At 35.3% G+C, this 20,466-nt stretch carries 20 protein-coding genes; 9 read left to right on the top strand and 11 right to left on the bottom strand.

The features are described from left to right. Window positions 1–56: 56 nt before the first annotated feature. From istB to NST66_RS27800, 3 genes are all read left to right on the top strand, one after another. Window positions 57–842 (top strand): IS21-like element helper ATPase IstB, encoded by a 786-nt coding sequence (gene istB / locus NST66_RS27810; protein ID WP_063247936.1) that lies wholly within the window; start codon window positions 57–59, stop codon window positions 840–842. Window positions 843–1,193: 351 nt separating this feature from the next. Then, window positions 1,194–1,820: a PadR family transcriptional regulator gene (locus tag NST66_RS27805; RefSeq protein WP_318283046.1), complete on the top strand. Its 627-nt coding sequence runs from the start codon at window positions 1,194–1,196 to the stop codon at window positions 1,818–1,820. 83 nt (window positions 1,821–1,903) lie between these two features. Continuing rightward, window positions 1,904–3,442, top strand: coding sequence for an MDR family MFS transporter (locus NST66_RS27800; RefSeq protein WP_016766430.1), 1,539 nt, complete (start codon window positions 1,904–1,906; stop codon window positions 3,440–3,442). Window positions 3,443–3,527: 85 nt separating this feature from the next. On the opposite strand, the gene NST66_RS27795 is transcribed toward NST66_RS27800, so the two are convergent. The 6 genes from NST66_RS27795 to NST66_RS27770 all read right to left on the bottom strand — a co-directional run bounded on the left by NST66_RS27795 (window position 3,528) and on the right by NST66_RS27770 (window position 6,900). After that, entirely contained in the window at window positions 3,528–3,770 is a 243-nt protein-coding gene (locus NST66_RS27795; protein WP_016766429.1) for a hypothetical protein, read from the bottom strand. Between the two features lie 24 nt (window positions 3,771–3,794). Then, on the bottom strand, window positions 3,795–3,980 hold the full coding sequence (locus tag NST66_RS27790) for a hypothetical protein (RefSeq protein ID WP_318283045.1): 186 nt from the start codon (window positions 3,978–3,980) through the stop codon (window positions 3,795–3,797). Window positions 3,981–4,044: 64 nt separating this feature from the next. Beyond that, on the bottom strand, window positions 4,045–4,194 hold the full coding sequence (locus tag NST66_RS27785; RefSeq protein WP_182030560.1) for a hypothetical protein: 150 nt from the start codon (window positions 4,192–4,194) through the stop codon (window positions 4,045–4,047). A 51-nt stretch (window positions 4,195–4,245) separates the two neighbouring features. Beyond that, entirely contained in the window at window positions 4,246–4,563 is a 318-nt protein-coding gene (locus NST66_RS27780) for a YolD-like family protein (RefSeq protein ID WP_182030558.1), read from the bottom strand. A gap of 144 nt (window positions 4,564–4,707) precedes the next feature. Next, window positions 4,708–5,646, bottom strand: a complete 939-nt coding sequence (locus NST66_RS27775) for an SMI1/KNR4 family protein (RefSeq protein ID WP_182030556.1) — start codon at window positions 5,644–5,646, stop codon at window positions 4,708–4,710. Window positions 5,647–5,997: 351 nt separating this feature from the next. Then, complete coding sequence (locus NST66_RS27770; protein WP_335549795.1) at window positions 5,998–6,900, bottom strand: AraC family transcriptional regulator; 903 nt, start codon at window positions 6,898–6,900, stop codon at window positions 5,998–6,000. 241 nt (window positions 6,901–7,141) lie between these two features. Between NST66_RS27770 and NST66_RS27765 the strand changes: the two genes are divergently transcribed. Then, window positions 7,142–7,897 (top strand): carboxymuconolactone decarboxylase family protein, encoded by a 756-nt coding sequence (locus NST66_RS27765; RefSeq protein WP_335549796.1) that lies wholly within the window; start codon window positions 7,142–7,144, stop codon window positions 7,895–7,897. A gap of 85 nt (window positions 7,898–7,982) precedes the next feature. Beyond that, a complete protein-coding gene (locus tag NST66_RS27760; protein WP_335549797.1) occupies window positions 7,983–8,963 on the top strand; it encodes an aldo/keto reductase in 981 nt (326 codons plus the stop codon). A gap of 173 nt (window positions 8,964–9,136) precedes the next feature. Here NST66_RS27760 and NST66_RS27755 read toward each other — a convergent pair whose 3' ends face one another. Beyond that, window positions 9,137–10,402 carry a Y-family DNA polymerase gene (locus NST66_RS27755; protein ID WP_340843814.1) on the bottom strand — a complete coding sequence of 422 codons (1,266 nt, stop codon included), beginning with the start codon at window positions 10,400–10,402 and terminating at the stop codon, window positions 9,137–9,139. Window positions 10,403–10,714: 312 nt separating this feature from the next. On the opposite strand from NST66_RS27755, the gene NST66_RS27750 reads away from it, so the two are divergent. Genes NST66_RS27750 through NST66_RS27735 form a run of 4 tightly spaced genes read left to right on the top strand, consistent with a single transcriptional unit; the run spans window position 10,715 to window position 15,228 of the window. After that, window positions 10,715–11,749 (top strand): nucleotidyltransferase domain-containing protein, encoded by a 1,035-nt coding sequence (locus NST66_RS27750; protein ID WP_340843813.1) that lies wholly within the window; start codon window positions 10,715–10,717, stop codon window positions 11,747–11,749. Window positions 11,750–11,755: 6 nt separating this feature from the next. Continuing rightward, complete coding sequence (locus NST66_RS27745; RefSeq protein ID WP_335549875.1) at window positions 11,756–13,594, top strand: ThiF family adenylyltransferase; 1,839 nt, start codon at window positions 11,756–11,758, stop codon at window positions 13,592–13,594. Further along, window positions 13,581–14,096: a Mov34/MPN/PAD-1 family protein gene (locus NST66_RS27740; protein ID WP_335549876.1), complete on the top strand. Its 516-nt coding sequence runs from the start codon at window positions 13,581–13,583 to the stop codon at window positions 14,094–14,096. Before NST66_RS27745 ends, NST66_RS27740 begins: the two co-directional genes overlap by 14 nt. Next, window positions 14,074–15,228 (top strand): SAVED domain-containing protein, encoded by a 1,155-nt coding sequence (locus NST66_RS27735; RefSeq protein ID WP_335549877.1) that lies wholly within the window; start codon window positions 14,074–14,076, stop codon window positions 15,226–15,228. Before NST66_RS27740 ends, NST66_RS27735 begins: the two co-directional genes overlap by 23 nt. Window positions 15,229–15,502: 274 nt before the next feature. Here NST66_RS27735 and NST66_RS27730 read toward each other — a convergent pair whose 3' ends face one another. From NST66_RS27730 to NST66_RS27715, 4 genes are all read right to left on the bottom strand, one after another. Then, window positions 15,503–17,062 (bottom strand): ISL3 family transposase, encoded by a 1,560-nt coding sequence (locus tag NST66_RS27730; protein ID WP_325078032.1) that lies wholly within the window; start codon window positions 17,060–17,062, stop codon window positions 15,503–15,505. Window positions 17,063–17,226: 164 nt separating this feature from the next. Further along, entirely contained in the window at window positions 17,227–18,351 is a 1,125-nt protein-coding gene (locus NST66_RS27725) for an SAVED domain-containing protein (RefSeq protein ID WP_335549873.1), read from the bottom strand. Between the two features lie 39 nt (window positions 18,352–18,390). Further along, window positions 18,391–19,029, bottom strand: coding sequence for a hypothetical protein (locus NST66_RS27720; protein WP_340843812.1), 639 nt, complete (start codon window positions 19,027–19,029; stop codon window positions 18,391–18,393). Continuing rightward, entirely contained in the window at window positions 19,030–20,211 is a 1,182-nt protein-coding gene (locus tag NST66_RS27715; protein WP_340843811.1) for a nucleotidyltransferase domain-containing protein, read from the bottom strand. It abuts the gene before it with no gap. Between the last annotated feature and the right edge of the window lie 255 nt (window positions 20,212–20,466).

Below are 20,466 nucleotides of genomic sequence, written 5' to 3'. Positions count from 1 at the left end.
TCAGACCTATGATCAACTGTTCCAAACGAAATTTATTCAATAAGGGGTGCAGGTAAATGGAACTTTCGAAGCAAGCATTGGTAGAGGAAATTAATACATTAAGCAAAGAGCTCAAATTACCTAAAATCCGTCAGGATTTTGAAGAAGTGATTAAAGAATCAGTTGAAACAGATGCCAGTTATGAAGAATTCTTACGACAGTTACTTCAAAAAGAACTGGATTCTAGACAGGAATCTGCCAAATATAATCGAATCCGTCGTGCAGACTTTCCCTATAAGAAATATCTAGAAGATCTATCAACTGAGGATTTATCAAAAGATGCCCAGCAAAAATTTAAGCTTTTAAAGAGCTTAGATTTTATCAGAGAAGGCCGAAATGTCATTTTAGCTGGCAATGCGGGTACAGGAAAGACTCACATGGCAATTGGCTTAGGGATAAAAGCTTGTATGGAAGGTTATAAGGTATGGTTTACAACGGTTCCTTTATTAGTCAACCAAATAAAGGAATGCAGGTCAGAGAGAACTCTACGAGTTTTTCAGAATCGATTTGAAAAATATGATTTAGTCATCGCAGATGAAATGGGCTATATTTCATTTGATAAAGAAGGTGCAGAGTTATTGTTTACTCATTTATCATTACGAGCGAATCAGAAATCAACCATTATTACAACGAACTTATCCTTTGAAAGATGGGGAGAAATCTTTCAAGACCCTGTCATGACAGCAGCTATGATTGATCGTTTAACCCATCAAGCCTATATTGTGAATATGATTGGTGACTCCTACCGTATGAAAGAAACGGAGAAATGGTTGAAGAAACAAGAGTTAATCGAACAGAGCTAGAAGGAAAAGAAGAATAAAAAAAGCATTAAAAAACCGGCCAATTATATAAATGAAGTCAGAAAATTGGCTGGGTTTTCAATGACGAAATGGCTGGATTTTGAGTTGACAAATACACTCATAAAAGTATTCCTATATTGAATATAGTTTAATGCGTAACAAAAGAGATTTTTCTTGTTATTAAAACGAAGACAAGGCCTAAGAATGACATATTAAATATATAATACATTCTATTGGAAACATCAAGGCAATCAGTTAGGAATTTATTGTAGGAGCTTGATAAATCTATCTGCACATTTAGTGGATTTATCTTCCTCTTGCTTTAGTAATATTATTAATAGTAATATTATAACTATGAAAAATAAAATTAAAAAATCACCTCTTGCTTTAGCAATACTTTGTCTCCTCATCGAAGAGCCTATGCATCCTTATCGTATGCAACAGCTTATTAAAGAGAGAGGGAAGGATGAAGTTATTAATGTTCGTTATCGAACTAGCATCTATCAGACCATTGATCGTTTGCATCGCGATAGAGCGATCGTAATTCAAGAGAAAAAACAGAATGAAGGGAGACCAGATTTAGTTGTTTATGAAGTAACAGAAGAAGGGAGAGAAGCTGCGTACGAGTGGATAAGAGAAATGCTTTCTACACCCAAACAGGAATTCTTAGAATTTCCAGCTGCTATTTCTTTTCTCGCTCTTTTAACACCTGAAGACGTGAAAGAACAACTTGAAAAAAGAGTGCTTGCTTTAGAGAAGGCATTAGCTCATGTAGAAAAACAGTTGAAAGTAGCGACAAGTAAAGGTATTCCACGTTTGTTTTTACTTGAGGTGGAATATCAGAGAACGATGTCATTAGCAGAGTTAGAATGGATTCAATCTACCATCGACGATATACAAGATGAAAAATTAAAATGGGATTGGGAATGGTTACGGGAGATATCGTTATATCTTACTTCTAAAGAAGAACCAATGGACTAACTCTTCCTAATGGTTATTCAATTATTTATAATTTACACACTTTCAGAATTTATTGTGTTACAAAAGGAGAAAAATGATTAAATATGAATGCAAAACAAGGTAATTTAAAGCTAGTGCTGGCAGGTCTTCTGCTAGCGATTTTAATGGCGTCTATGGACAACACGATTGTCGCTACTGCTATGGGAACTATAGTCGGAGAGCTTGGCGGGCTTGATAAGTTTGTATGGGTTACATCAGCTTATATGGTCGCTGAAATGGCCGGCATGCCAATATTCGGTAAACTCTCCGATATGTTTGGACGTAAAATGTTTTTTGTCTTTGGACTCATTGTCTTTTTAATAGGGTCAATTTTGTGTGGTACGGCAGAGAGTATTATCCAGCTCAGCATCTATCGAGCAATTCAAGGGATTGGCGGCGGAGCACTTATCCCAATTGCTTTTACAATTATGTTTGATACGGTTCCTGTTGAGAAACGTGGTAAACTAGGTGGTTTATTCGGAGCAGTTTTTGGCTTATCGAGTATTTTCGGACCCCTGTTAGGTGCTTATATTACTGATTACATCAACTGGCACTGGGTATTTTATGTGAATATTCCTTTGGGTCTTCTAGCGCTAGCATTTATCGTATTTTTCTACAAGGAATCACCCGTGCATGCCAAACAAAAAATTGATTGGTGGGGCGCTGTAACTCTGGTGGGCTCAGTTGTCAGCTTAATGTTTGCCTTAGAGCTTGGTGGTAATAAATATGAGTGGAATTCTGGCGAGATCTTAGGTTTATTCATTGCTTTTGTCGCATTATTTGTTGCTTTTATTTTAATTGAAAGAAAAGTAAAAGATCCTATTATATCTTTTCAAATGTTCAAAGTTCGTTTATTTACTACAAGTAACCTCTTGAGTCTTTTTAGTGGGATGGCATTCATCACGGCTTCGGTTTATATACCTATCTATATCCAAGGTGTGCTTGGAGGGACAGCTACTAACTCAGGTCTTGTACTGCTTCCGATGATGTTAGGCTCTGTCGTTTCAGCCACAACCGGCGGTTTTCTAATGAATAAATTAAGCTATCGTAGCATTATGATTGTCGTTACAATTATTCTAGGAGCAGGTGTATTCTTATTAACAACGTTGAGTCCTGATACAAGTCGTTTCTTAGTTACAATCTATATGATTCTTACAGGACTAGGAATTGGAGCAACATTCTCTGTTCTCAGTAACGCAGCAATTCATCATTTTGATCCGGCACAAAGAGGATCTGTGAACTCAACTGTTTCTTTTATTCGCTCGTTAGGCATGACACTTGGTATTACCATTTTTGGAATCATTCAACGAGACGAGTTTTCTTCTAAACTTAAGGAGATTTTTGCAGGACAAGATCAAATGGTCAACAATCCAACATTTAACGATCCTCGCGTCATTCTTGCGCCGGAGGCTCGTGCTCATATCCCTGCACCTGTCTTAGATAAAATTGTAGGAGTTCTTTCTTCTTCAATCGCTCATACGTTTATGTGGGCGCTTATTCCTACGGTGCTTGCATTTTTGGCGGCGCTGATAATGAGCAAAGAACAACTAAAAACATCTCTGGAAAATGAAATGTCCAATAAAAAAATGAAAATAAACAATTAAAGTAATTCGGTTATAATAAAAGTTAATAACTTTACAGATATTCATAATAAAAAAGAAGTTATCCCTTGGTAACTTCTTTTTTATTTTAATATGCATGTGTAATCAATATTACAAGGAATAGTAGGGACCAAGCAGTTCCAAGAATCATGAATGAGACCCGCATAAGTTTTTCTGCTGAAACCTTAAATAGTTGTTCAATAATCACAAAGAGGAGTTCAAGTATCCATATATCAGGGGGCGAACTAATTTCATCATATGGACGCTTCCACCCTGCGTAAATAATAAAAAGTCCTACTAAGATCATGCAACAAATAATAACAACTGCCATTCAAGTCCTGCTTTCTTTTATAGTCTAAATACTCTTCTTCATTCCACAATCGCGACACTCACGTAAGAAAACGCCACTTTTTACCGAACTTTTGAAGTAAGCTGAGTTGCAGTTATCACATCGGCCACTAATTTTATCAGGAAATGCAGCATAGTCATACACCTTATCAAAATCGATTTCTTGCTCTTTTATTTCTTCCAGATTAATCACTCTTTTCTATTTGGCTTTTAATAGACTAACACAATTAGGTCTATATAAAAGGTATATGTTAAAATTACTCTGGTTTTTCCACTAGTTGCATCTGAAAAATTTGTGTTTCTTGGATACCTGCTCTTTGGAGTTCTCCTTTAAATGATTCTCCTTCTTTTAGTTTAATGATTCTCTTTGAACCGTCACGTAACGTGTAGACTCTAAAATTGTACATGAATGTACCTCCACCCAAATAAATGATTCCTGCACAAGATTTCTTCAGAAATTAAGCCAAGCGAACATCAATTAATTCACTTAACCTCATTTTATTCTTTAACTCAAATACGTCATCAATGAAAATAAATAAATCCCCAAGAGAATCAACAAATTGAATGAACCCTGTATCGGTTATACTTTGCCCATTCTTATAATATGTAAGGTATACTTGTTTATTTGTATGTAATGCTTCAATCAAGGTGAAATTGATTTGTTCCATTTGCTCTTCTGTTAAAAGAGGTTGAGGTACTTCTGCTTGCATGTTTATAACTTCCTGCAATCCTGTGTATTGTTCGGTCATACTCGCAAACGGTCGCCATTTTTTCATTTTATCAAGATCTCCTTTTAGAAAAGCTATTGTCTTAATGGTTTTTATCAATGTAGCCATGTTTACATGGATAATTTTTTTATTAATAAGCAACAATTAGTTTGATAAGCACAAGTGTATTTTACTACCCATTGGCAAATAGCGTTATTCTTCATTTCCAAAGTCGATCATCACTCCAACAACTTCTTTTGAAATGTTATATTTTACTTTCACTTCGTACATTCCATCTCCATAACCAGACATTGAAACCGCACCACCTGGGAGAACTCCTCCCTGGGCATCCGAAGCCACCAAGTCAACACATGCAACATAATATTTTAATCCATCTGCATCTATCTCTATGTCATGGACGTTTTTCACTTCATATTGGATTGCATCGTCGCTACCAAATATTTTATAATCAAAAATCCCTGCTTGTGCAGAGTCAACTCCAATCAGTTTTTCGCAAACATGCCATTTTCCACTTGGCTTCTTTTCCCCATAAAATATGAATAAACTTTCCACCACTTCTTCAGGCGTATATGATATGAATGCTGTCCATTTTCCGTTTTTTACATTCGGGAGTATGATTTGTAGGTCTTCTTCATCCGGCTGATATGCTGGATCAGTAACAATTAACTTTCCATTTTCTACTGTGAAATTACCAACTGCTTTTGGCTTATCAGTATTTACTTTTGGCACATACCAATCAATAAATGTGCTTAATGATAGTGCTTTACAATCACTTAGCCCGATTTTATCATTCCAAAGATAAATTTGTTCCTGCATAAATCTTTTTCTAATACGATAGCATAGCTTATCACCGTTCATTTTTTCTCCAATAAAAATTATATCTGTTGGTACATTTTTTAATCCGTTATCTAAATTTTGTTTTACAATATCAAATGTTAATGACGATTGTTCATTCGTTTGAATAGGAAACAAAGTCCAATCTCCAAATTTTGCTCCATTCGTTTCTAAAAAGAGCTCCTTGTATTCATTGGGAAATATAGCACCAAGTACTTTTTCTGCTCTTTTCAAATCAAGTAACGAGACTCCAGGTACTTTTGAAATTGGATTAATCATGTTTATTACTTTCTTCATCTCTTCCTCCCATTATCTATTCTATGAATACTGTAGATACTCCATATTTTTTAGTCTTGTTTTTTATCCTATAAAGAAACAAAACTAGGTGAATGCTAATCTTTGTATACTTTATATTCACCCTTATAATACACTATTGTTTCTTTCATTTTATCAATACATCCTTTTAAAAAAGCTTTTGTTTTAATGGTTTTTATCAATGTAGCTATGTCTATATGGATAATTGTTTTTTGTGATCCTTACTCCATTAAAGCACCAGATTGTTGAAAATCTTACGATTACTATTTCTTACCGAACTAAAGCACCTTTTACTTTAGGTACAACCTTTCACAACCTACAATCCTTCTTCATTTAAACGTAGTTTTCTCTCATTCGGTTTATATCTACTCTGGGTGGAAAGCCAAACATTCGGGAATATTCTCGACTGAATTGTGATTGACTTTCGTATCCCACCTTGAATGCGACATGAGCTATATCTGTTGACTCTGCTAATAACAAGCGCCTTGCTTCCTGCAATCTCAGTTGTTTTTGAAACTGAATGGGACTCATTGCTGTTACATCTTTAAAATGTCGATGTAGTGATGAAACACTCATATTCGCTATTTCAGCAAGCTCTTCAATACGAAAAGACTCTTCATAATGATTGATGATATGATCTATAACTTCTCTTATTCTAGAGGCATTGCTACTTTCTAATGCCATTTGTTCAAGCGCTTCGCCATGTGGACCTTGCAAAATCCAATAGAGAATTTCTTTTTTCAATAATGGAGCAAGAAATGGGGTGTGTTTGGGAGTGTCTAGCAAAGATGCTAACCTTACTACTGCGTCCAACAAAGATGGTTCTACTTTGCTAACATACATAGCTCGTTTTGCATTCTTTCCCTGCCTCGTTTTAATATCTGTGCCATTTAAAACCTCTAAAACCTGGCTAGAGGTGAATTCAAGTTTGAAGGCTAAATATGGGGACTCGGCTGAGGCTTTGATGACTTGACCTGTAACTGGCAAATCAACAGATGCCACAATATAATGACCAGGGCCGTATAAAAAGCGTTCCTCTCCCAATAATACCTCTTTCTCTCCTTGGAGGATAATGCAAAAAGATGGCTCGTTAACCCGAGAAACGGGTTCAGTAATAATGGATTCGCGGATGAGAAATAAAGATGGAATGGTGGTAGGATGAACACCGTCCTGCTTGCAAATACGTTCGATGAGTCTAGAAAGTTCATATTGCTGTTTATAGGGTGTGTTAGCCATAACTTATTCTCCTTTTCTTTATCTTCGGTTCATTATACCTGATAGTCATAGATTTCGTAAGAAGATTTGAGAGGATTAGGCAAAAACTTGATAATAATAGGCTAAGGCTTTTTTGATATTTATGACATAATTAAAAACGTTAAGAAAAAAGGATTTCAAAGAAGCTCACAATCAATCAACTGTAATAAAAGTAGCTGATATAAATGCGAGCTTGTCTATTTTTTTATCAGGAGGCTTGTTTATGAACCGTATCGAAAAGAGCAAAGAAAAATTCAAACAGCTATTTGGTGAAGGAGTGCCTAGTACACATGCCACTGATCCTGATTTCCAGGACATTCTGAGCCATTTTATTTTTGGGGAAGTTTTTTATCAAGGTAATCTGGATGACAAACAGCGTGAGTTAATCACCCTGGTGGTTCTTGCTACTAACCAGACGTTACCTCAATTAAAAGCACATGTTAGCGCAGCATTGAACGTTGGGCTAACACCTGTAGAAATCAAAGAGGCGGTTTACCAATGTGCTCCGTATATTGGATTTCCGAAAACGTTAAATGCTATCAATGAAGTTAATGAGGTATTCAAAGCAAAGAATATCGCTTTACCGGTTGAAAGCCAAAAGACGGTAGATGAAGATAATCGCTTTCAAAAGGGTCTTGCAACTCAAGTAGAGATTTTTGGAGATGTCATAAAAAAAATGCAGGAGAGTGCTCCATCAAATCAAAAGCATATGCAGGAATATCTTTCTGCTTTTTGCTTTGGGGATTTCTATACTCGTGACGGACTCGATTTGAAAAAACGAGAGCTATTAACGCTCTGTATTATAAGCGCGTTAGGCGGTGCTGAAGGTCAAGTGAAAGCACATGTGCAGGGTAACATAAATGTGGGCAATGATAAGGAAACATTAATCACTGCTATCACTCACTGCCTACCATATATGGGCTTTCCGAGAACACTTAACACATTAGCATATATCAATGAAATTATTCCTGAAAATTAAGAAATCTTTCTTGAAAAAGCTGTTACCGTTAAGGCCTTTTTTTAAAAAAAGTGTATGACTCATTAGAAAAGTAGGGGGAAATTAAATGGAGTATGTAAAACTTGGTAATACAGGCTTAGATATATCTCGACTTTGTCTTGGATGTATGGGTTTTGGGGACGCCAACAAATGGCTTCACCAATGGGTACTTAATGAAGAGGACTCCCGTCTTGTTATAAAAAAAGCCCTGGACTTAGGGATTAATTTTTTTGATACAGCAAATGTATACTCACTGGGTACAAGTGAGGAATATCTTGGACGAGCTCTTAAGGATTATGCTAATCGTGATGAAGTTGTCATAGCAACTAAAGTACACGGACAAATGCATAAAGGTCCAAATGGATCTGGTCTTTCCCGAAAAGCAATTATGAGTGAAATCGATAAAAGTCTTAAGAGACTGGAAACCGATTATGTAGATCTGTATATCATCCATCGCTGGGATTACGATACTCCTATTGAAGAAACAATGGAAGCATTGCATGACGTAGTGAAGGCTGGAAAAGCAAGATACATTGGTGCTTCTGCCATGTACGCTTGGCAGTTCCAAAAGGCATTACATGTGGCTGAAAGAAATGGTTGGACTAAGTTTGTGTCTATGCAGAACCATTTAAATCTAATATACCGTGAAGAGGAACGAGAAATGTTACCTCTTTGTAAGGAAGAGAAAATTGGTGTCACTCCATATAGCCCTCTTGCATCAGGGAGATTAACCCGTGACTGGTCAGTAACAACACATCGTTCCGAGACAGATCAAATTCAAAAATCTAAATACGATGCGACTGCGGACGCAGATCGATTGGTTGTGGAACGAGTAGCATCCATCGCAGAAAAACATGGTATTCCTCGTACACACATTGCACTTGCCTGGTTATTACAGAAGGAAACAGTAGCAGCTCCTATAATTGGTGCTACGAAAACATCACATCTTGAAAATGCAGTAGGTGCTTTATCGGTTAAGCTAACACCTGAAGAAATTGCGTTTCTTGAAGAGCCATATGTACCACATCCAATAGTTGGTCACAACTAAGTGTTTTGCTGATAAATAGGAGGAAATCCAATCTTCTGTAATGGTAAGGTTGGGTTTTTCCTTACTTTAACCTTTAATTCCGTCTCCTGATATTTATTTCTATGAATACTATAGATACTGCATATTTTTATTATTGTTTCTTTCATTCCTCTATGTTCTATCTTTTTTCCTGCTTAAGCTTTATGGCCACCCATAAGGCCATTTCGGTAACGAGCTGTTGAATGAGGAAGGTGACTAGATGCACGTAGTACGCTATTCTTCCCATAACGCAGCCGAATGTCATCAATCGTTTTGGCAAGAGCATAGTCTCTTTCACGCTGATCGATGTCCTCAAATAAGCTCATTTGCTCTTCTTCTTGAATGCTAGTGTTCGATAATGAAATCCCAATAGAACGAATCGGCATTCCACTATCAAAGGTATGTAAAATGCTTAAACAGTACGGAAAGATATCTTGGCTTAAGTTCGAAGCTCTCCCCATTTTCTTTTGTCTTGAGAAGCCTCCACCTGTTTGTTTGCTGTAGCCAATGGATAAATGGATCGTTTGAGCCACCACTTGATGCATGCGTAAACGAAAACAAACATCGTCCAATAGCTCCAATAGTAATAATTCCACTTCTTTTCGGCTTGTATAATCTCGAAAGAGAATCTGACTTTTTCCAAAAGAACGAGAGCTAGGAATGTACACATCGGAAATGCGACTAAAATCAATCCCATTCGCATGTTGGTGAAGTTCCTGTCCCATGATGCCAAATTCTTTTTGTAACATCTCTTTAGAAGAAAGAGCGAGTTCTTTTATGGTATAGATGCCTAAACGGTTTAAGCGTCTTTCTGTAGCTGACGAGATCCCCCAGAAATCCTTCATTGGATGAATCGACCATAACTTAAAGGGAATATCCTCATACCGCCAATAAGCAACTCCTGTTGGGCTGTGCTTCGCTTCATAATCTAAGCTGACTTTAGCCAGTAAGAGATTCGGACCGATTCCTGCGGTAGCTGTCAGCCGTGTTTTGCGATAAATCTCATTGATGATTTTATGGGCTAATTCTTCTGGTGTTCGAGCAAATAAATGCAAAGAAGCCGTCGCATCAATAAACAACTCATCAATGCTATACGCATGGAAATCTTCAGGAGCAACATACTGTAACACCAAACTAGAAATATAGTTCGAAGCCTTGATGTATCTCTCCATGGATGGATTCACGACATGGATATCTTTCCTTTTAGGAATTTCAAAGAGGCGACTTCCTGTTTTGATCCCTTCTTTCTTTAATAAGGGTGTGGCAGCTAACACAACCGATCCTGACCGTTTGATATCTCCTACCACCGCAAGCCTTGTTTTCAAAGGATTTAAACCTCTTATGACAGAAGAAACGGAGGCATAAAATGCTTTCATGTCGATACAAATAATGACTCTGTTTGGTAGCTGCCCATAATCCATTGGAATAACTCCTTAATAAAGAACGTTTGTTCTTTATTATATACGAACAAATGTTCTTTATTCAATGGAATCTTTTCCCGATTATTGCTATCATTTATTACAGTAATCGGACAGCTAACTTACTGTTTAATTGTTTGTTTCATATATATGCTATGGTGAAAATAAAGATTTTTATGGGAAGAAGTTGCTTTTATAATTATATGAATATTTATAAGTCTTAAAGCCCATGATTTTTCCTTAATTGTGCTATTATTCAGATACAGAGTTTTATATTACCATTACTAGAATGATATAAATATAGGGGGTAGAAATATGGTCCTTTGCACAACACAGTTCAATCAGTTTCATGAAGCCATTAAGTTAAAAGAAGAAAACGAAACGTTGAAAGAAAAAAGAGATATTATTATCAATAAAATAAAAGAAAAGTTACCCGACGAAGCAAGTTATGATTTCACCATTTTTAACCAAGGTTCTTATGCAATGAATACAGGTATAAAACCTTTAGGCAGCGATTATGATATTGATGTCGGTCTATATTTTGATATGTCTAAAGAAGATGTAAAACCAGTGGTTGCTAAACAATGGATTTATGATGCATTAGAGGGCCACACATCTGATATAAAAATAAAAGTCCCTTGTGTTACTGTTTCTTATAAAGATGGTTATCACGTTGATATAACAGTATACGCAACAACTAATAATGACGGAAAGGTTTATTTAGCTAAGGGGAAGCCTGGAAGTCTAGAAGAAAATAAATTTTGGGATGAATCAAACCCAAAAGATTTAATAACAGAAATTCGAAATCACCTTTCAGATAAGGATGATAGAAGACAATTCCGTAGAATAGTTCGATATTTAAAAAGGTGGAAAGATATAAAGTTTAATTCAGGTAGCGGTAAACCTACAGGTATAGCTTTAACTTCGTGTGTTTATCACTGGCTAACTATCCAAAAAGATGAGGATATCTTCGCAGGAACTAAAACTTATAGGGATCTTGACGCACTTATTGATATTGTGACAAAAATGCTCTCAAAATTTTATGACGAATATGTGCTGGTTGATGGAGAATATAAATTTATGCCAAGATTAAAAGTTAACTTGCCTGTTGAGCCAAAACCAGAACTGTTTGAAAAAGTGACCTCTAAGCAAATGGTGACATTCAAGGAGAGACTAGCTGTACTTCTTGATAAATTGCAAGAAGCAAGAGACCACTCAGACCCTACAGATGCAGCAAAAATTCTAAGAACACAATTTGGTGACGACTTCCCTGTTCCTCCTAAATCGACTACTGGAAAAAGAGCTTATGCAGCACCGGTAATTCCTAGCTCAGAATCCGCAGCGAAGTAATAAATGATGTCAGAAGTATTAAATAAGATAAAAAAAGAATTGGATATATTAAACCAGAGCCTGATCCGTTCATTTAAAATTTTAAAAGAAGTGAACCCCAAGGAATACAGCAATTGTATTAATGTTGCAGAAATAGAAATCGAGGTAAATGGAAAACCAGCTGTTTTAGCAGTTGGTTTTCCTAATATGTTTCCCAATGTTTTACCAAAATTCTTTGATAAAAATAATGAATTTGGACATATGCCTCATAAGCTTCCCTCAGGTTTTTTGTGTTTCACAAGAACGGAATCTCTAATTATTGATGAACGCTATCCTGCGCTGGTTTTATTGCACTGTTTAGAAAAAGTTATAAGTTTGATAGAAGATGGCACAAGTGGCCAAAACAAACAAGAGTTTATGGAAGAATTTGAAGTTTATTGGCCTGCTGGTAGTAAATCAAACATATACGCGCACATAGACACAGAAAATTTAAGACTTAGAGAGTTAACTTTGTGGCAAAAAACTGTGAATGATAAACAGTTAGTCTATATAGCCGCCGAAAAGAATCAACCTGTAGAAAATGCTATTAAACAATTATTTCATATCGATACAAAAAAAGTTAAAAAGTACAGATGCATATATTTCCCCTTAGAAAAAGGCGCATTTATAGAACCTCCTGCAAACTTTGAGATGTGGGATTTTACCACTTTAAAAAACAATATATTTAAAAACTTGTCATCTGATAATAAACAAGAATTTCAAAGGCTTATAAGACAAAAGTCTAAGGATATTACTGCAGGAAGAGAATCTGTCATTATAGGATTACCTATACAAAATGGAAATACCATATTATTTGGATGCACCTTAAGCGGTCACTATTCTAACCTGAAAAATATTAAGAAGAACAGGGTTATAAATCAAATTCATCCGTTTGTTTTAAAGCCTAAAAATATGAGCATTTATCCGAAAAATATAAAAAGGTGGCACCCTAACTACTTACAAAATAGAACTGGAGGGAATCCAGGTTTAAGAGATAAACATGTATTAATCGCTGGTGTTGGTTCAGTCGGCAGTGAGGTTGCTGTGAGGTTTGCAAAAGCGGGAGTTAAAAAGGTATCTATAGTGGACTTTGACAATATGGAACTAGAAAACATTCACCGTCATGCTGCGGGGAGTGATCAAGTGTTTAGTATGGTAAGAGACTTAGGGTTTGTTCAAAATCAAAAAGTATTTTCTGTTGAACAAGAGATTAATCGAAAATATCCTTTTACTGAAGTTAAATCCTATGATAGTGGTATTATAAAGGTGCTCGAGGATGGCGTTTTAAGTAAGGAAAAAGTTGATCTAATAATTGTAGCAATTGGTTCTGTTAATGTGGAAATGTTAATAAATCGAATGTTACATAAAGAATTAAACCCTCCTCCAGTAATTTATACATGGGTTGAACCCCTAGGTATAGGTGGACATACTTTAGTAACGTTAAACGGCGAAAAGAAAGGCTGCTACCAATGCTTATTTAAACAGCAGGAAGAGATGCCTTTGTATAATCGTTCTGCATTTGCAAAACCTTTCCAAGAGTTTTCTAAAGCTTTAACTGGTTGTGGCTCTGTCTTTACTCCATATAATTTTTTAGATAGCGAACGTTCAGCTCTAATGACTATAGAGTTAGGTATAAAAGTATTAATGGGACAAGTACAAGGAAACCCACTGCTTTCTTGGAAGGGTGAAGACACTTTATTTCTTGAGAATGGATATAAAACTACACCTAGATATACATTTAGCTCAGAAAAAATCTTTGAAACTAGATACCTTTATAAAAATGAGAAATGTAGAGTTTGTTCAATAGAAGGAAGTGATACTCATTAAGAATGAATTTGTATTTATTCTTCCAGATGAAAGAACATTATTTATTCGTCCTGAAGTTCTAGAAAAGATGCTTAAATATAGACAAGATAAATTATCTGCTTCAGAAGCAGGCGGAATACTTATAGGAAGAATATTAATAGAGAATGAACATTATATCCTCGATGATGTATCTGAACCAATGCCTAATGATAAAAGAAGCAGATTTCGCTTCAGTAGAAAACCTGAGGAGCATCAAGAATACTTTAATTCTATTTGGGAACGTGAGAACGGATGTTGCTTTTATTTAGGTGAATGGCATACACACCCCCAACACGTTCCGATTCCCTCTTCTGTCGATAAAAAGGAGTGGAATCGTCTCCTAAAGCTTGGCTTTGAAAACGATGAGTTATTCTTTATTATTGTTGGTATAAAAGAGATAAAGGTTTGGTACGGAAATTCAATTAATGAAAAAATAATTGAATTAAGAAGGAGGGATTTCGTTGAAAAAAAAGAACGAGGTTGAGAAGAGCAAAGAAGCTAAGGGAAAACAGGAACTAAAAAGAAGGCCCTTGACTGCTGCTGAAAATTATCAACTGTGGGTCGACTGTGGAGGAATATGTTCTTTTGAAGGGTGTAACAAGAGATTAATTGCATCTACAGATGGTAATTTAACCAATGTTGGGATTAAAGCACATATAATTGGTCACGCCAAAAACGCCCCACGTCGTGAATATATGGAAGAGTACGGTTATACGGAAGAAAATTTAGAAGATATTTCAAACTTAATGCTTATGTGTCATTATCACTCTAAATATATTGATGATGCACATACCAAAGATCTTTTTCCTCCAGATAAATTATTCAAAATGAAAAAAAATCATGAGGATTGGGTAAGATCTTGGTCGGAAAATAAGAAGAAAAAGAGCATTGCTCTAATACACAAGAGATTAGGTGGACCTCTAACAAATATAGACCATCAGGGGGAAGCACCTTATATCCTTTTGGATGCTATAGAAAATCAGGATGAATTTAATGATTTTTCTAAAGAGGGTTGGGAAGAAGGAAAAAGAATTAATCAAGAATTATATGAAAAATTCACGAAAAAAATAAGAGAGCGAGAGGCAAATGTCTCTGAAGTTTTCCCTTTATCTCCAATTCCTCTGTTAATTCATATGGGCTTTTTATTAACAGATACAGTCCCCCTCACTGTTTATCAATTTGAGAGAGAAGAAGGGGTATGGGTTTCAGATCACCCAAACAGACACAAGGAAGTTGAGTTAAGTTCATCTGCTGATATTAATGAAGAAGATGAACTAGCAGTTTTAATATCAGTTAGCGGAAAAGTAAAGATGAAATCTGTCAAGCAAACACTAACAGATCAATTTGATTGTATTTCTTTTGAAGTTAACGACCCTGGTCTAAAGCGGGTTTTGTACAAACAGGATGTCTTGTATATACAGTCGCAAATTAAAGGTGAAATTGAGAAATTACTACAGGAACAAGATTATCAAAAAATTCATCTTTTCTATGCCGGTCCTGCTGGGCTTGCAATTGAATTGGGAAGAGGTATAAATCCAAGAATTTGGGGGGAAGTGTGTTTGTACCAATATAATACTAGAACCACACCGCGTTATCAATATGCTTTATCTATTTGATGAAAATACAAGCAAAAACCGTTACTTCAAAGTAGCGGTTTTTTGTTATAGCGTGAATTTTGTCAATCTTCTGGAATAGATTAATAACTTATTTATTTATCAGAATTTGATATTTTATCATTTTAGAGGATGTTTTTTGTACTATAACTTAATTAAATAATATAAACAGTCAGCAATATATGTAATCAGCGACTGTAAAATGGTTCTCCCGTAATTTTGGTGAAAGCCATCGAGTAGAAGTATTGATGTTGTCTAACGTTTTTTTCAGAAAACATTATTGGAATTGATACAGAACTTTTTTACTCAATAAATCTAATTTTGCACGTCCATACATTTGACGTTTAATAACTTTCAGACGATTAACGTTTCCTTCCACAATACCATTGCTCCAAGAATAGGATAATGCATGTTTAACAGCCTCTATATCTGTTTGAATATATGCGACAAATTGTTTTATTTCATTTATATTGCTTTTTTGGGCATTCGAAAGCCAGTTCATGAGTGATTGTTCGTTTTTTTGATGATAGATGAGATGTTGGAATCCTTGAATAATGCATTTGAGTTGATGAAAGCTTTTATGTAACTTAAATAAACGATTAAATATAAATTGATCTTTCTTTGTAGGAGTAAGACGAGACCATAAGTAAGCCTGCAATTTTAACCTAGACACAAAAACCTTGGTGACAGAAACGTTTTGTTTCCTTCTTCGTTTCAATTTTGTAATATAATCACTTAATGTAGAGAACGACCGATCATACCCTTGTTGTTTGATGACAGAAAAGATATAAGGAATGGTTGCACGCTTTTGAAGAAGGCTCACTATAGTCGAACGATAAGGATCCGCACTATGAAAGCTTTCTCTTGTGACCTTAGGCGGGCATGTTAACTGTAGGTATTTATTCAATGTTTTTCGATCAATTGAAAATTCTCTTATGACATCAGCCTTTTTACATCCCTCCTTGTATCGTTCTTGAACACGTTGAATAAACGCCCATTTCCTTTTCTCACCTTCGGTGAGACTAGGTAGACTGGACAATAAGGAATTAACCTTTTCTTCTCTTCTTTTCACCCGGCAAGATAGACTAATTCGATGAGGGAATATTCTCTTCACATACTGCTCTACTTTTTGGCTTAAGTTATGGAAAAGATGCCAACGGTCCGTAATTTGAATAGCACCTGGACATCCGTCTTTAATTCCTTTCGCAAATTCTATCGACCCATCTCGTGTGACGATTTCAATGGAAGGATGGGCCTTTAGCCATTTTGATACTTCCTCCACAGTCCGACTTGGAAGTAATGCGATAGGTTTTCGAGTTTGTAAATTACATATGACGCTGCCATAACGATGTCTTTTTCGAAAAGCCCAGTCATCAATTCCTACAATCTTAGGAGAACCAATGGAAGGCAGTTCTTCCTTTCGGATAAGGTAAAGAAAGCTATCAGGGCTTATAGATGTTCCATAGGAAACAGAAACTTTGTGAGCTGCTTCCGCGCTTAATGTAAAACCAAGTTGTTTAAGAAAAGAGCTAAGCCTATTGGTGCGTCTAGCATATGGAAGCCACCATTTTTCTTGCCTTTCTGTAAAAATTCGCTGATCACAGCTAGTGTTATCACAAAAAAACTTTCTAGAACGGACGTGTAAATGAACAGACAAAGATAAAATAGACAGATCTTTAACGGTTCGCCAGTAACGACTGTGAATACGAGAAGAAATTGTTTGACACGATGGACAATGGTTAGAAGATTGATTAGCTTGAAGATAAAGTTGAATATCAGAATCGTTTATCTTAGAGAATAATAGAATCCAATCCTTATACAGTGACTGTAAATTCATCTAAATCCCTCCCACATGACTGTTTACTACTATAATATCATGCAGGAGCTTTCACCAAAATTACGGGAGAACCAAATTTAAAACGTTGTTGACAATATATTTGAAATATGAATATAAGTTTGTTTAATCTTCTTATAGTGAAGTCTTTATTCCAATACATAGCTTTATTGAATAGTTAAAGCATACTGAAATCCACCATTTTTACGATTTTCATCATAGATTTTCATAGGTAAATCTACTTTCGGCATCCAAACCCTTCCTATTTCTACATTAATAGCTACAGGTGCAGAAGGGAAAATATGAATCTCGTTATCTTGACCATGAAGATATTTGATGCGATTTAAAAGATTACGGAATGTTTCTCTAAATTGACTCAGTTGTTTTTTTGATTTTAAAAAGTCATTATTGGGATTATCAATTGTAAGTGTCCATATTGAAATGTCTTCTCCCAACGCGCTAAATATACGATGATTAGTAATAGTCCCACTTAATGAAATAATAAGGGCAACTTTATCTTTAATTTCCTGAGGCTCCTTAACCGTATATATAGATTCTTCGCCCTCTGTCCACTTCCAAGTTGGCTCTGGTTCTCTTTGTCGTTGGAACGTTTCTACTACTGGGATATCCGAGAACAACCTTCCTAATTCCATCAGCAATGGTTGTGGCGCAATCCCAAATACAGAAAAATGATTTAGTTCCCTAGATAAAAGAGGTTCAATTTTTTCTTTAAATTGTTGTTGCAGATTCTTTGTTTCAACTTGCCAAAAGAATTCATCACTATCTTTGAACAAACTATTATCAAGATTTAAAGCAACTGGCTCTGAATGTGCTGGATATCGCTTCTCCTCCTTTAAAGCTGGGTAAACACTACTTTTATTTAAAGGGGAGCTGTGATCACCAATATTGGTACCAAATAAAACAACATTGGTTTTCCTATCTGTATCCATCTCTGTTATAAGTCCAATACGCTCCTCATGTTCTCTTTTCATATCCTGTAATAACTTTACTGGGTGCCCCTTCACGTCTTTTTTATCAATTAATCTATGATGCACGTCGCATAATAACATGATATTGTTAATATCTTTATTTAATAACGGCGATAATTTGGCATCTCCTCTTGGTCCATCAGGTTTATCGGCAATAATGTGAGCAAGATAGGCACTATTAAATTCGGCCTTTGTAAGTTCATCAATCCATAAAGGTGTATTACACCCTCGATATTGGCATCTACCAGCTGCTTTTCCCCATAATCTATATCTAACATCCAATGGTATACTACTTACTGACATTACTATTATCTCCCTTTATTTCTGGATTTTCTTACTATCTTAAAATTGTTGTAACTGCTCATTCCACTCAACACGAGTAAATAACCTTCGCATTTGTAAAATATGTTGAAAATACTTGCATCGTGTAACCCTTTGTTTGCACCCACAGGGACAAATCATTCTATTAGCTAATTTTCTCTTACTACTCAATATTTTTAACATTTGATAGACCTGCAATGAATCCTTAAGGCAAAAAAACTCTTTAAAATCTAAAATCAATCCAGCTGTTCCATGTTCCAATTCTCCAAAAGGAAAACCACCGCCTTTTTGGATATTTATTGTAACTGCATATAAATAAGGTAAAACACAGTTCTCAAAAAAAAACTTAAAATCTGGATTTTTTTTCAAAAGTATTTTCAACCGTAAAGGTGATCCTAAGCAAAATGACCCGTCCGGATTAATATGATTAGATGGCGTAGGTTGAATTGCAGCTTTACTTTCATAAATAATAGGTAGCTTTTCCGGATAATCAAATGGAATATGAATCAGCAAAGAATAAAATATATTGATTGTTCCGAAATTTTCATGATGAAGTTGCCGATTAAGATTACCCTGTAAAATTATTTCGTTACCAACAATAGGTGTCATCCTAAACTCACTATATTCAGCTAAAAATTTCCCAAGAAGATTAAACTGCATTTAATGACACCATGGCTTAGTAGATGGTGTAGTAATTACTTGAATAATTGGGGATGAAACAACTCCATAACCAAATTCCTTTTCTAAGCGTTCAATATTAACATTTAAAGAGAAATTCTCATTTAGAATAGAATGGATTTCTTCTGATTTTTCTGTCTCAAAAAGTTTCTTGAAATCTAAATATGCTTGTTGTAACCAAATCTTAAAGTTCGCCTCTAAATTTAAATGGATAAATTCTGGATTATCCCAACGGTCTGTAAAATCCTCTTCAGGTTTTACTGGATTTGGAACTCTTGGCTTTTGAGCACGAATATGCTGAGGCATTTTATTTAAAATATTAATAATTGCTTCTTCTAAATTTTGTTCCCCCTCATAAGCTCTAGCTGCCAAAGTTGTAATAATAATTGAAATAGGCTTACTATCTTTATTTTTTTCAAACATATTGTCTCTATGGCGCTTTAACAATTGAATGCATCGTTGTAAGGTTGTTTTTTCCACATATTTAGGAACCGGTTCAATAAAAGCTTTTGACTCAAAGATTCCTATTTTACTCTTTTGCATACGCTTTTGGAACCATCTTACATACCCTTGTGGGTTGCTAATATTCCATTCGTTAGTGATATTATGATAATTCTCATTTTCAATATCTGTAATATTAACTGCAAAATGGGCAACTTCTTGATTGAAATTTTGTTCATAACCGTATGTTTCAAGTAAACGCGACTCATATATTACTTTCGTTTCATTTTCTAATGGGATACATGGAACAATGTCTAAATGGAAACTAGCTTCATCCTTATATTCTAATCGCCAACATCGACGTTTTTCATCTAAAGGCCTTTCTATTCCTACACGGTTTCGATATAACTCTAACTCACGTCCTATCAGTTGTTTTAGCTCTTCTTGAGTATGAGAATCTTTATATCCTTCAATATTTAATTTGCATCCCATATCTAAGTCATATTCTTCATCCTCTTTTAATGGCCTAATTGTTGTTCCTAATGCGAATGATCCTTGCGAAAAGATATCAATGCTAATATCTTTTAGACTACTATTCTCACGACCAAACCAATTACTTAAGGATATATATTTATCTCGAACCTTTCTATCTACGCTCGCTGGTAAGTCTAATTGCTCTATCATTTCTGATAAAATATTTTTTTGGATTGATGTCTGCTTCATTAAAACATCCCTTTATATTATATATTTTTTGAAAAAGCTATTTGCAATAAAAAAAGAAGTTAAGGGCTGCCTCAACGGTCCGATTCCAGACTTGAAGGCAACCCTTTAGATTTATCAAAACGTTGATACAATGGCATTATAAGCAGTATCAATCGTTCTTAGTTGTATTAGTAGTATGATTACAGTTGAAATAAAGCTTGACAGAAATTCACCGATTTGCCTAATAACTATTTTTACGAGGTATAAACTATGATG

The organism is Priestia sp. FSL W8-0524 (genome assembly GCF_038005965.1).
GTDB lineage: Bacteria > Bacillota > Bacilli > Bacillales > Bacillaceae_H > Priestia > Priestia zanthoxyli.
Note: the sequence above shows the minus strand (reverse complement) of the source record. Positions and strands in the feature narration are given on the sequence as shown.

What these genes read in the sequence shown, in the direction of transcription:
- NST66_RS27785 (WP_182030560.1), bottom strand. Translation starts at nt 4,194, where the DNA reads ATGTACAATTTTAGAGTCTACACGTTACGTGACGGTTCAAAGAGAATC.
- NST66_RS27720 (WP_340843812.1), bottom strand. Translation starts at nt 19,029, where the DNA reads ATGCAGTTTAATCTTCTTGGGAAATTTTTAGCTGAATATAGTGAGTTT.
- NST66_RS27775 (WP_182030556.1), bottom strand. Translation starts at nt 5,646, where the DNA reads ATGAAGAAAGTAATAAACATGATTAATCCAATTTCAAAAGTACCTGGA.
- NST66_RS27730 (WP_325078032.1), bottom strand. Translation starts at nt 17,062, where the DNA reads ATGAATTTACAGTCACTGTATAAGGATTGGATTCTATTATTCTCTAAG.
- NST66_RS27780 (WP_182030558.1), bottom strand. Translation starts at nt 4,563, where the DNA reads ATGAAAAAATGGCGACCGTTTGCGAGTATGACCGAACAATACACAGGA.
- NST66_RS27715 (WP_340843811.1), bottom strand. Translation starts at nt 20,211, where the DNA reads ATGAAGCAGACATCAATCCAAAAAAATATTTTATCAGAAATGATAGAG.
- NST66_RS27800 (WP_016766430.1), top strand. Translation starts at nt 1,904, where the DNA reads ATGAATGCAAAACAAGGTAATTTAAAGCTAGTGCTGGCAGGTCTTCTG.
- istB (WP_063247936.1), top strand. Translation starts at nt 57, where the DNA reads ATGGAACTTTCGAAGCAAGCATTGGTAGAGGAAATTAATACATTAAGC.
- NST66_RS27765 (WP_335549796.1), top strand. Translation starts at nt 7,142, where the DNA reads ATGAACCGTATCGAAAAGAGCAAAGAAAAATTCAAACAGCTATTTGGT.
- NST66_RS27760 (WP_335549797.1), top strand. Translation starts at nt 7,983, where the DNA reads ATGGAGTATGTAAAACTTGGTAATACAGGCTTAGATATATCTCGACTT.
- NST66_RS27750 (WP_340843813.1), top strand. Translation starts at nt 10,715, where the DNA reads ATGGTCCTTTGCACAACACAGTTCAATCAGTTTCATGAAGCCATTAAG.
- NST66_RS27795 (WP_016766429.1), bottom strand. Translation starts at nt 3,770, where the DNA reads ATGGCAGTTGTTATTATTTGTTGCATGATCTTAGTAGGACTTTTTATT.
- NST66_RS27725 (WP_335549873.1), bottom strand. Translation starts at nt 18,351, where the DNA reads ATGTCAGTAAGTAGTATACCATTGGATGTTAGATATAGATTATGGGGA.
- NST66_RS27805 (WP_318283046.1), top strand. Translation starts at nt 1,194, where the DNA reads ATGAAAAATAAAATTAAAAAATCACCTCTTGCTTTAGCAATACTTTGT.
- NST66_RS27755 (WP_340843814.1), bottom strand. Translation starts at nt 10,402, where the DNA reads ATGGATTATGGGCAGCTACCAAACAGAGTCATTATTTGTATCGACATG.
- NST66_RS27770 (WP_335549795.1), bottom strand. Translation starts at nt 6,900, where the DNA reads ATGGCTAACACACCCTATAAACAGCAATATGAACTTTCTAGACTCATC.
- NST66_RS27745 (WP_335549875.1), top strand. Translation starts at nt 11,756, where the DNA reads ATGTCAGAAGTATTAAATAAGATAAAAAAAGAATTGGATATATTAAAC.